The following is an 11,001-nucleotide window of genomic DNA, read 5'->3' as shown; positions in this document are numbered from 1 at the left end:
ACTGCAGATGCGTCAACGTTCGCCTTTATTCTCGAATTTCAACCGTAAAGCGGGTCAAATTGAAGAAATTCGGGAATAACAGCGATCGGAAGTCCAAACATTCCCCGCAGTGACAAGGGATCACCACACTATTTTTAGGCGGGCAGTTTGAGGAACAGAAGGTGAGCCAAGTGAGCAGTTTATCAGAACAATTTTCACCGGCTTTTCTGGAAGAGGTCGTCGGTGACCGCTTTGGCCGGTATTCCAAATATATCATTCAGGACCGGGCGATTCCGGACGTGCGTGACGGGCTGAAGCCTGTACAGCGCCGGATTCTATACGCCATGTACGACTCCGGGAATACCCCGGACAAGCCGTACCGTAAATCCGCCAAAACCGTCGGAGACGTCATGGGTAATTATCATCCCCACGGGGATTCGTCGATTTATGACGGAATGGTGCGGATGGCACAGCCTTGGAAGTTGGGCCATGTGCTTGTGGACGGACACGGCAACTGGGGCTCGATGGATGATGATCCGGCAGCAGCGATGCGGTACACGGAAGCCCGCCTGTCGCCGATTGCCATGGAGATGATGCGCGACATTGAGAAGCGCACCGTGCTGTTCAAAGATAACTTTGACAACACAGCCAAGGAGCCAGTGGTGGTTCCTTCACGTTATCCGAACCTGCTGGTCAACGGAACGAGCGGCATTTCGGCCGGATTCGCCACGGAGATTCCGCCGCATAATTTGCGTGAGGTCATTGATGCCTGTATCGCGGTGATGCAAAAGCCGGAGATCGAGCTCGAGGACATCATGACATTTATCAAAGGTCCGGATTTCCCGACAGGCGGTACGATTATGGGCGGCGAAGGTATTATGGACGCCTACCGTACCGGCAAAGGCCGCATTTACCTGCGCTCTAAGACAGAGATTGAGAATCTGCGCGGCGGCAAACAGCAGATCGTTATTACGGAAGTGCCGTTCCAGATTGTGAAATCACGATTGGTCACCTCCATGGAGAACATCCGTCTGGAGAAGAAGATCGAAGGCATCGCCGAAGTCCGCGACGAAAGCGGACGGGAAGGGCTGCGTATTGTGGTGGAGCTGAAGAAGGAAGCCGACGCCCAGGGCGTGTTGGCTTATCTGCTGAAGAAAACCGATCTGCAGGTCACTTATAACTTCAATATGGTGGCGATAGTCAACAAGGCTCCACAGCAGCTTGGCCTTAAGGCTATCCTGCAAGCCTACATCGCCCACCAGCGAGATGTGGTTACCCACCGCACCCAGTTCGACCTGGAAAGAGCGGAGGACCGCGCCCACGTTCTGGAAGGGCTTGTAAAGGCATTGAACATTCTGGACGAGGTTATCGCTGCGATCAAGGCATCGAAGAACCGCCAGGATGCCCAGAACAATCTGGTATGGATGTTCGGCTTCAGTGAACGCCAGGCCGATTCCATTCTTACTTTGCAGCTGTACCGTCTGACCAATCTGGAGATTCATTCGCTCCAGAAGGAATTGGACGAAATGCAGGCGCGGATTGCCACATTGCGCGGTATCTTGGACAGCGACAAAAAATTGATCGCCGTCATCCGCAAGGAACTGCTGGAGATCCGTGATAAATACGGGATAGACCGCCGCTCGCTTATTCAGGGCGAGGTTGAAGAGCTGAAGGTCAGCCTTGAAGTACTGGTTAACGCCGAGGATGTGCTTGTAGCACTTTCGGCCGATGGTTACATCAAACGGACCGGAATGCCTTCGTTCACGCGTTCGGGCGGTGAACGCCAAGCCTCCGGTGTTAAGGAAGGCGACCATATCGTCAAGCTGCTGGATCTCAATACAAGGGACAGCCTGCTGGTATTTACCCGCAAGGGGCAATATTTCCTGCTTCCGGTTCACCAGATACCGGAATTCAAATGGAAAGAGCCCGGCACGGCAATCGTGAACGTCATCAGCCTGGCGAAAGGCGATGGCATTGTCAGCGTGCTGCCGGTGGGCAATCTGGAGGAGCCTCAGGCGAGTCTGGTCTTCGTCACGCGTAAGGGTCAGGTCAAACGTACGGAGCTCAAGGAGTACTCTACGAGCCGTTCCGGAGCCGTGGCTGCCTGCAAGGTAGCAGATGGCGATGAGATCATTACAGTGGCGCTGAGCAGCGGAGACAAGGACATCGTGCTTGTGACCCGCGAAGGAATGAGCATCCGGTTCCGCGAGAACGAAGTTAATCCGATGGGCCGTGTGGCCAGCGGGGTCCGCGGTATTCAGCTTCGCGAAGGTGACGAAGTGGTTTCCTGCTTCTGGGTAAGCGAAGACGAAGGCGAAATACTGGTTGTCTCCGACCTTGGATATGCGAAACGGACACTATTAGTGGATTATCCGTCGCAGAGCCGCGGCGGCAAAGGGATGCCAACCTTCGAGTTCAAGGAAGGCAAACGGGTCAAACCGAACGGCAGCAGGCTTGCGGGGGCATTCCATTGCAAGGATCCGCTGGAGTTAGTCGCCTTCACCCGTGATGGCATGCATCATCAGTTCTCTTCTGAGGCTGCTCCGCTGGGTGATCGCCGTTCTACAGGCAAACAACTTGTTCCGGTTGAGAAGAAGGATGAGATCATCACTCTTTTACCTGCAATTAAGTAATTCGTATGCACTGCAACAGGGCTAACATACAAAAGGCGTTTGACGGCTCCTCACGGGCTGGCCACAACGCCTTTTTGTATAGGTAAAGTAATGGATAACAAGGGTTTTGGTTATTTATTTTTTCGTTTTGCAGGAAATGGAATTTCTTTCTCGAAAATGTAGATATACCGGATTGAAATCCGCAGGGAAAGGAAGGAGTAACTGTGCATTCCTCAGAATTCAGTAAGATTTGGCATAAAATATTGAAGGACTATAAGCTACATATGGATAGCAAGCTTGCGCCTACGCTGACAGATGCCCAACTCACCGTGCTTGAATTGCTTCAGGAACATGACGCAATGAAGCCTTCTGATCTGGCCCCCCATCTCGCGACCAGCCCGGCGGCGGTGACGATGCTGCTTGACCGGATGGAGAAGCATAATTTGATTGTGCGTGAACGCGATGCAGCGGACCGGCGGATTGTCTGGGTGAGCATCACGGAGAACGGACAGAAAGAGACCGAGCGCGGACTCCAGATCCGCAGTGATTTTTTTGCCGAAGCGCTTGATCCGATTTCTTCACATAATCAGCAGCTGCTGCTTTATCTGATGGGCAAGATGGCGGTTGCTCCAACGCCGGAAGGCTCTACACCCTGAACCTAAACTTGGATCTTATTAATACTTATATAAGCTCAAAAAACAGGCCATCCGTTAACGGATGGCCTGTTTTTGCAAATGCCGGGACCACAGATTCCAGGGAAAAGTCTGCGGCGGCAGCGAGATAAGCTCGATTTCTTCTTTGGTGACCGGATGCGGAAAGCCGACCAGCGCGGACCAGAGGGCAATTTGCTGCCCCGGTCTGTTCACAGCCGAACCGTATTTCTGATCCCCGAACAAGGGACAGCCGATTCCGGCAAGCTGCACGCGGATCTGATGCGAACGTCCGGTAAGCAGGTCTATCTTCAGCAGAGTATAACCTTCCGCGCTTCCCAGCACCGTATAATCCAGAATAGCCTCTTTGCCGCCCGGTGTTCCTTTGCGGACAATGGTAACTGTATTGCTCTTGGCATCCTTGAGCAAGGTATTGATCAGACGGCCCTGGGAGGCCGGAGGCTGGCCGTGCACCACGGTCAGGTAGACTTTGTGGAAGCTGTGGGTGCGGACGCTTTCGGACAGCCGTGAAGCGGCTTTGGATGTCTTGGCGAAGATCATCGCACCTCCGACTGGACGATCCAGTCGGTGAACGAGCCCCATGTACACATTACCGGGCTTGTTAAAGCGTTCCTTCACATCTTCCTTAAGCAGGCTCAACAAGTCTGCATCGCCAGTAGCATCCTCCTGTACGGGGATATTTACGGGCTTCACGATGCCGAGAAGGTGGTTATCCTCGTACAGAACTTCAAAACGGGAATTTCCCTCCCCGCCCACTCCGGCTGTACCGGAATTGTGTGCAGTCATGGCTTACGCCTCCCAGCGGCCCAAAATTCCGCAAGGCAGGTTCATCCCGGAGGAGGTAATCGGCAGTCCGATTTCGCCGGAGGTCAGCTTGCCGCCGTACCGTTTGCCCATCGTCATCGAGAGCATGTTGCGCAGAACGGTTGGAGAAATGCCTGTCGTATAGGAGTTAATGAGCATGAACAAAGGTCTGTCGCTCATGATTTGCATGCAGCTCTCCAGGAACGGGTACAGACTCGCTTCAAGCTTCCACATTTCACCGCCGGGTCCTCGGCCATAGGAAGGCGGGTCCATAATGATTGCATCGTATTTGCTGCCGCGGCGCTGTTCGCGCTGTACAAATTTGAAGACATCATCGGTAATATAGCGGACCGGACGTTCGGCAAGGCCGGACAGGGCCACATTTTCCTTCGCCCATTGGACCATGCCTTTGGCCGCATCCACATGGACTACTGAAGCTCCGGCGCTCGCTGCAGCCACTGTAGCCCCACCGGTGTAAGCAAACAGGTTGAGCACAGAGATCGGACGGTTCGCCTCAGCAATCTTGTCCATCATCCAGCGCCAGTTGGCCGCTTGCTCAGGGAACAGGCCAGTATGCTTGAAATTTGTCGGACGCAGGTGGAATTTCAGCTTGCCGTAGCTGATTTTCCAGTCGTCCGGAATGGTTTTCTTCATTTCCCATTGTCCGCCGCCTGCCGAGCTGCGGTGATAATGTCCGTGCACATCCCGCCACTTCGCCGTCTCGTTCGCGAGCGGCCAAATGATTTGCGGGTCCGGGCGGCGCAGAATAATATCGCCCCAGCGTTCCAGCTTTTCTCCGCCTCCGGTATCAATAACTTCGTAGTCTTTCCAATCGCCTGCTATATACATATTTAATCCATCCTTCAAAAAATTCATTTAGCCTTTATTGTACAACATTTAGCCCGGGCCCTACAAACAAAAAGGTAACAAAGCTGCGACACTTCTCATTTTGCCCATTTGGGGATGTGTGTATAATATTTCCAAATATATCAGCGAGTTAGGCCAACAAATGATAAGAAACTATCTGCTTCTCGGAGGAGTGCTGACGGCCGTGATTGTAGCGTTTCTGGCAGTGATTGTGTATGATCAGGTTAAGTATGTTTATCGGAAGTTGAACAAGCACAGAAGGGGGCAGCAGCTTCATGTACAATCTGTCGGAGCTGTATTATCCGATTACGGCGAATCCGAAAGGGGCAGGGGAGATTCTGCCCTGCAAGGCGCTGCGTCCTTATATCCGCTGTTTCTGGGGAGAGCCAGAGAAACAGCTTAATGCTCCCTCGGCCCCCTCCCTTGGGGGAGAAATTATTATACCGGACAGCTGCATGGACATCATTTGGGAGTGGGATGAGCAGACGGGAGAATCGGGCGGGATTTTTTGCGGGATTAACGATACGCCTTTTGAAGCCGGACAAGCTCACGACGATACGGGAAAAGTCCGCTTTGCCATCCGCTTCCACTTCTGGGCCGTGCACTTGTTCGCGGATGACCATCTCAGGGAGGTCCTGAACATCCATACCGGGGTGGACCATTATTTCGGTTCGTTCCGCAGCGAATTGGGAGACAAGCTGCAGGGGACCCGTACTGTAGCAGAACGGATTGCCTTGGTGGAAGCTTATCTGCTGCGTCAGCTGGAGAAGACCCGGCACAGCAATAACGGCATGCTGAATGCTGTGTATGCCATCGTGAAGTCCAAAGGCGTCATATCCGCCGCTGCACTGGAAGGGAATTCGGGGTTTAGCAGCCGGCAGCTGGAAAGGCTTTTTCGTGAATATATCGGAATTTCGCCCAAAAAAGCAGCCGATCTTGTGCGCTTTCAGAATGTATGGCTGGATATATACCGTACACCCTCACAGGATAGAAATATTCAGGATGTTGTATATAGCTACGGCTACAGCCATCAGTCCCATCTGAATAATAATTTCAAGAAATTTGCCGGCAGAACGCCGCTTGAAGCTCTGGCCTATGCACGGAATTAACATGTCGTTTTTTTGCAATACAGCGGCGGCGCTCACCAGGTATACTGTTGTCAGATGGCCAATGCGCCGCTAACCAAATGATGAGAATGAGAGGGATATACTATGATTTCTGCTTTTGAAGGCATCAATTTGTACAGCAAGGATACTGCAGCCTTGGCGGCATTTTATGCAGAGGTGCTGGGGATTCCCGTACCGTTTGAAGGTTATGGCAACTCTGACGGGGCGAAGATTGGCTTTGATAAGAGTCAGCCAGGCATCATTATCTGGGATGAGAATAAATGGGATAAGCTGACGACAGGAGCAGTCAATCTGGTGTTCTCCTGCAGCAATCTGGATGAGACCTATGAAACGCTCAAGGCAAGAGGATTGGATTGCCAACCGCCGGCTACAATGGAATACGGGGGGAAGGAAATGAATTTCCGCGATCCTGACGGCAATAGCATTACTTTGCTTGAAGGAGCATATTAAGTTATAGCAAGCCTCGATAATATAGAATCGACGATGAACACGAACATCGACCGGACTCCCGGTCAGTGTTCGTGTTTTTATATATTTGACAATGATAATCATTATCAAATAGAATGGAGTTAGTAAAAGTTGGTTCAAATTTAATGTTTACCTTGGGGAGGAACAGATTCATGGCTAAGGTGCTCGTGGCATATGCCAGCTTGACCGGCAATACGGAAGAGATTGCTGAGCTGATTGTGGAAGGAATACGCCAGGCAGGCGGAGAGGCCGTTCTGAAATCGGTCACCGACTGCAATGCGGATGAGATAAAAGCTTATGAGGGTGTGCTGCTTGGTGCCTATACCTGGGGTGACGGTGAGTTGCCTGATGAATTTTTAGATTTTTATGAGGAGATGGATGATCTGGATCTGACGGCTTATAAGGCAGCTGCCTTCGGAAGCGGGGACACCGGATATGAAATCTATTGCGGAGCCGTGAATCAGATTGAGGAGAAACTCAAGGAACGCGGCGCAGAGATTGTTCAGGAAAGCTTGAAGATTGAATACGGTCCGAACGCTGCCGAGAAAGAGGCCTGCCGGAACTTCGGTCGTCAATTTATCGAAACCTGCGCGGCGGTTTCTTAAGAATGGGCGGCGCGGCAGGATATCAGGTGGCGGGAAGAAGGGAAGTGTCGGACGCAGGCTACAGCCGGCTTAACGATTTCCGCATGGAGCATATCATGCTGAGCGGAGCCGAGGATCCTACCGGAGGGGCTGCGGCCATAGGGCTTCCGCGCTGGAGGCAGCAAGCCCAGTATGCAGTAGGGCATACCCTTAACGATTTTTACAGTCTGCCGCCAGAGGTGCGCAGGGAGACGCCTATCCAATTTCTGCTGGAGCGGCGCTGGCCGCCCAAAGGAACAGCTTTTCCTTCGCTAATGCACTATTGGGATATCAAAACGGCGGTGGCTGACGAGCTGATGCGCATTGTCTCCGGGAATCATACCCGCGAGGTGCCGGTGATGCTCTATGAGCAGTGGCATGTTCCGGTACCAGAGCTGGCGATTGACCTGGCGATGATTTTTCAACTGGCCTGGAGTTCCACAATAAATGGACGTTGCATGAATATCCAGAAATTTATGGTGAACGGAAATGAAGATGTGATCACCGGATTTCTGCACATGGCTAATGTGTTCTGCCATAAGGCTTACGGAGAACCAGCTGAAACCATTGAAATATATACTTTGCTTGACGGCCGCCGGCATATCTTTGACGGAGCAGGTGTACCGCTTGGCGAATCACTTGATTATGTGCGATTGTTGTCTGTATTCCTGGAGGGCGAAGCCATGGCCTATCCTGCATTAAAATACGGAGAGCGCAGGAACGAGAAAAGTGAGGAATCCTTCGGAAGATACGGATTAATGTAATCCGTAACCAAGTGGCCTATCCATTCCTTCCCGGAGCGCGATAGGCTTGCCAAGCAGGGGACATGAAGATATGGTTAAGGGCAGGAGGTGTTCCAGCCAATGCCGGAAACAATTAAAACCTATAATACCGCAGTGGAAGCGACGCTTGAAGTGATCGGAGGCAAGTGGAAGCCGGTGATTCTATTCTTTCTTACGTTTGGCAAGAAACGCAATGGGGAACTGATGGGACTGATGCCTGCTATTACACAGAAGGTGCTAACGCAGCAGCTGCGGGAATTGGAAGAGGACGGAGTCATAAAGCGGACTTCTTATAATGTGGTTCCACCGAGGGTAGAGTACGAGCTGACTGAATATGGCTGGAGTCTAAAAGCAATTCTTCACCTTCTGTGCAAATGGGGCGATACGCACATTGAACGGGTGTACGGTGATCGGGCCATTGTATTGTCTGAACGTGAACGGAATGATAAAACGGCCGGCCTCTGAAACAGGGACCGGTCGTTTCTCTTAAGAAAAGCTATCACACATACAGGGAGTATTGCTTAAGGGATAACCTTAGCTTTTCGGAGCCCGTCAAAAATATTCATGAACATACTCTCCGTTTCTACGAACTCATGGAAGCCCAAGCGGCGTGCTTTAGTACCGTCTGCAAAAAAATCGTAATCCCAGGAGAAGACAAAGTCCCCGAATGCCCAGGATGATACGCTCTGATAGCTGTTTTTTTCCAAGCCGTACTTCTCTACCATGTTATTCCACAGTGCCTCCTTGTCCTCCATGACTACAGACAGCGACATCTGAAGAGGCGGAGCCGTTTCAAGATTAAAATACGTGGCGATTTTGGGCCACATCTCACTCCAGCGGAACAGGTCGCCGTTCGTAATATTAAAAGCCTGATTAGCACAGCGCGTATCGGTTGCCGCCCATATGGTCGCTTTCGCCAGCAGCCCTGCGTCAGTCATTTCGAGCAAGCTATGATAGGCCCCAGGTTTACCGGGAAAACGCAAAGGCAACCCAAGCTCCTTCGACATGGAGGCATATATGGCAATAACGAGGGCAAGATTCATAGGATTGCCAAGTGCGAATCCGCCAACGACGGAAGGTCGCAGTGCCGACCAGGTCCATCTTTTCCCTTGCTGCCGCTCTTCAAGAAAGTTCTGCTGGTCAATATTGAATTCCGGCGGCATATGATTGGGATCGGTTTCCCTGGCAGGCGTTTTAAAGGGTCCAAGGTGAGCGCCATATACTTTATAGCCCTGCATAAGACTGATATGCTGCAGAGCATGGGCCACCGGTTCAATAACATCTACTACGTTAACCAGCATGGCGAGGTTTGGGGGGACAAGCTCCGCCCAGGTGGGCTTATCCTGATAGGCTGCGTAAAAAATATGTGTCACTTCTGAAAGGCTGCCTAACTTTTGGCGGACGTCCAAGGGGTTGAGCAAATCGGCGGAAATGTAGCGGATGCGCGTAGTATTCACCCCACCCCGGCGTGACACGCCGATAATGTCCCATTCGGGCAGCGTGATGAGATGTTCGATCAGATTGCGTCCAATCACGCCGCCTGCTCCTACAACAAGGGCTGTTTTTTGCGGTGTATGTTCTTTTGAATTCATATTCTTTGTCCTCTCTCTGTGTATTGGATACACCCCAAGTATGGATCGCGGGAAGAGGGATGAATAGTACGCACTTTGAAGTCATATAGGCACCTGCAGGTAACATAAGGGGCTGGACTCACCGGCAATCAAGAGAGCCCCTTGCTGCTGGCGAAGAATGCCAAGCGACAAGGGGCTGCTGTGTGTTGTACTATTTATGCTGCTCTGGATAGGCAGAGAATTCAACCTGTATAGCGGTAGTAATCCTGCTTGTTAAGAATAACGAATCCGCAGCTCTCATATAACTTGAGCGCATTGGGGTTGTCCAGTGAAACCTCCAGATTCACACCGTTATAATTGCGCCGCTCCCGCTCGATGGTCTGCAGCAGTGCACTGCGTCCGATGCCGAACCCCCGCAGCTTCTGGTCGACCGTAAATCCGTAAATCCAAGTTTCGTTATCCTCCGTGTACAGCCGCATCTTGCCGGCAGGCTGCCCATTCATTTCAATGATGATATGCTCCTGCAGCCCTTCATGTTTATACATTTCATATTCTTCGGCCGCGTCCTCTTCCGACATGTCAAAGCCGCCGCTGTCCAGTTTAATGAGGATAGATTCCTCGTCCTCGCGTGCGGGACGCAGCACCACAGTACCGGCAGCAGAACTGGCTGCTCCAGAGCCTTGCGGCAAAGTGATTCCATCCCATCTCATCTGGTATTCGGCATGATTGAAGACCAGCGGCAATGTCTGCAGGAATGCCGAGGCTGAAGCCGAATTGGAGGGAGCATTCAGCAGCAGTGTGGTAACCTTTTTCTGCTTAATAATGCTCTGGGCCCGCATCCAAAGGGAGGTGAAGATTCCGCGCCGGCGGTAGCCCGGGCGGACCATGCCGCATATTTCCATTTCGCTGCCGAAACTATATAGTCCGATGAAGCCGACCAGCAGTTCCTCTTCGTAGGTTACCAGCCATTCCGTTCCGCTGGCCGCTGAAGGCAGCCGCAGCATATCCCAATTCAATTTGAGGGAGATTCCCTCGTATTGCTCGCAGCGCTGCTGCAATTCTTCTATATCTTTTAAAGTGTCAGCTGTAGTCAAACCGTTTCCTCCTAAGTTTGTGGGCGCTCAGCGATAAAGCTTTAGCTCCCATAGATTCATAGTAATCAAGGAAACGGGCAATGGTCTTAAGACCGGCGTCCGTCTCCGCTGAGTACATCCGAGTACTCCTCATGTTTTTTGAATTGATGCGCAGCATAAGAGCACACGGGGACAATCTTCAAATCCTCTTCACGGGCCTTGTCTACAACTGCCCGTACAAGTTTTTCACCGGCACCTTGACCGCGCAGATCCTCAGAGACGTAGGTATGGTCAATGACCAGTATTCCTGCAGCCTCTTCCAGTCTGTATGTAATCTCGGCAAGGTCCTTACCGTCGCCTGCAATATAGAAACGTCCTTCTCCTTGTTCAATCAGTTCCATATTCTTCACTCCTGCCTAAATGT

12 protein-coding genes are annotated in these 11,001 nt (G+C 51.7%); 7 read left to right on the top strand and 5 right to left on the bottom strand.

The window, feature by feature from the left end:
- The first annotated feature begins 170 nt into the window (after nt 1-170).
- Together gyrA and NSS79_RS22150 are read left to right on the top strand one after the other, a co-directional pair.
- Complete coding sequence (gyrA, locus tag NSS79_RS22155; RefSeq protein WP_342436180.1) at nt 171-2,612, top strand: DNA gyrase subunit A; 2,442 nt, start codon at nt 171-173, stop codon at nt 2,610-2,612.
- Between the two features lie 203 nt (nt 2,613-2,815).
- The gene (locus tag NSS79_RS22150; protein WP_342436179.1) at nt 2,816-3,247 is read left to right on the top strand and encodes a MarR family transcriptional regulator; all 432 of its coding nucleotides are present in this window, start codon (nt 2,816-2,818) and stop codon (nt 3,245-3,247) included.
- A gap of 54 nt (nt 3,248-3,301) precedes the next feature.
- On the opposite strand, the gene NSS79_RS22145 is transcribed toward NSS79_RS22150, so the two are convergent.
- Nucleotides 3,302-4,048: an RluA family pseudouridine synthase gene (locus NSS79_RS22145; RefSeq protein WP_342436178.1), complete on the bottom strand. Its 747-nt coding sequence runs from the start codon at nt 4,046-4,048 to the stop codon at nt 3,302-3,304.
- A gap of 3 nt (nt 4,049-4,051) precedes the next feature.
- Entirely contained in the window at nt 4,052-4,915 is an 864-nt protein-coding gene (locus NSS79_RS22140; protein ID WP_076109786.1) for a class I SAM-dependent methyltransferase, read from the bottom strand.
- A 293-nt stretch (nt 4,916-5,208) separates the two neighbouring features.
- On the opposite strand from NSS79_RS22140, the gene NSS79_RS22135 reads away from it, so the two are divergent.
- From NSS79_RS22135 to NSS79_RS22115, 5 genes are all read left to right on the top strand, one after another.
- Nucleotides 5,209-6,042 carry a helix-turn-helix domain-containing protein gene (locus NSS79_RS22135; RefSeq protein WP_342436177.1) on the top strand — a complete coding sequence of 278 codons (834 nt, stop codon included), beginning with the start codon at nt 5,209-5,211 and terminating at the stop codon, nt 6,040-6,042.
- Between the two features lie 102 nt (nt 6,043-6,144).
- A complete protein-coding gene (locus NSS79_RS22130; RefSeq protein WP_342436176.1) occupies nt 6,145-6,510 on the top strand; it encodes a VOC family protein in 366 nt (121 codons plus the stop codon).
- A 170-nt stretch (nt 6,511-6,680) separates the two neighbouring features.
- Entirely contained in the window at nt 6,681-7,133 is a 453-nt protein-coding gene (locus NSS79_RS22125) for a flavodoxin (protein WP_038594296.1), read from the top strand.
- Between the two features lie 2 nt (nt 7,134-7,135).
- Nucleotides 7,136-7,915: a hypothetical protein gene (locus NSS79_RS22120; protein ID WP_342436175.1), complete on the top strand. Its 780-nt coding sequence runs from the start codon at nt 7,136-7,138 to the stop codon at nt 7,913-7,915.
- A 99-nt stretch (nt 7,916-8,014) separates the two neighbouring features.
- A complete protein-coding gene (locus tag NSS79_RS22115; RefSeq protein ID WP_038594293.1) occupies nt 8,015-8,398 on the top strand; it encodes a helix-turn-helix domain-containing protein in 384 nt (127 codons plus the stop codon).
- A 56-nt stretch (nt 8,399-8,454) separates the two neighbouring features.
- On the opposite strand, the gene NSS79_RS22110 is transcribed toward NSS79_RS22115, so the two are convergent.
- The 3 genes from NSS79_RS22110 to NSS79_RS22100 form a co-directional block, all read right to left on the bottom strand.
- On the bottom strand, nt 8,455-9,525 hold the full coding sequence (locus NSS79_RS22110) for an SDR family oxidoreductase (RefSeq protein ID WP_342436174.1): 1,071 nt from the start codon (nt 9,523-9,525) through the stop codon (nt 8,455-8,457).
- Between the two features lie 221 nt (nt 9,526-9,746).
- The gene (locus NSS79_RS22105) at nt 9,747-10,598 is read right to left on the bottom strand and encodes a GNAT family N-acetyltransferase (RefSeq protein ID WP_342436173.1); all 852 of its coding nucleotides are present in this window, start codon (nt 10,596-10,598) and stop codon (nt 9,747-9,749) included.
- A gap of 86 nt (nt 10,599-10,684) precedes the next feature.
- On the bottom strand, nt 10,685-10,987 hold the full coding sequence (locus tag NSS79_RS22100) for a GNAT family N-acetyltransferase (protein WP_342436172.1): 303 nt from the start codon (nt 10,985-10,987) through the stop codon (nt 10,685-10,687).
- Between the last annotated feature and the right edge of the window lie 14 nt (nt 10,988-11,001).

The sequence above is a fragment of the Paenibacillus sp. FSL L8-0436 genome (assembly GCF_038593025.1).
In the GTDB taxonomy this organism is placed as follows: domain Bacteria; phylum Bacillota; class Bacilli; order Paenibacillales; family Paenibacillaceae; genus Paenibacillus_AQ.
This window is presented reverse-complemented; position numbering and strand designations above follow the sequence as displayed.

Excerpts from the sequence above, each read along its gene's own strand:
- NSS79_RS22145 (WP_342436178.1), bottom strand. The coding sequence starts at position 4,048 with ATGACTGCACACAATTCCGGTACAGCCGGAGTGGGCGGGGAGGGAAAT.
- NSS79_RS22140 (WP_076109786.1), bottom strand. The coding sequence starts at position 4,915 with ATGTATATAGCAGGCGATTGGAAAGACTACGAAGTTATTGATACCGGA.
- NSS79_RS22135 (WP_342436177.1), top strand. The coding sequence starts at position 5,209 with ATGTACAATCTGTCGGAGCTGTATTATCCGATTACGGCGAATCCGAAA.
- NSS79_RS22130 (WP_342436176.1), top strand. The coding sequence starts at position 6,145 with ATGATTTCTGCTTTTGAAGGCATCAATTTGTACAGCAAGGATACTGCA.
- NSS79_RS22125 (WP_038594296.1), top strand. The coding sequence starts at position 6,681 with ATGGCTAAGGTGCTCGTGGCATATGCCAGCTTGACCGGCAATACGGAA.
- NSS79_RS22120 (WP_342436175.1), top strand. The coding sequence starts at position 7,136 with ATGGGCGGCGCGGCAGGATATCAGGTGGCGGGAAGAAGGGAAGTGTCG.
- NSS79_RS22115 (WP_038594293.1), top strand. The coding sequence starts at position 8,015 with ATGCCGGAAACAATTAAAACCTATAATACCGCAGTGGAAGCGACGCTT.
- NSS79_RS22110 (WP_342436174.1), bottom strand. The coding sequence starts at position 9,525 with ATGAATTCAAAAGAACATACACCGCAAAAAACAGCCCTTGTTGTAGGA.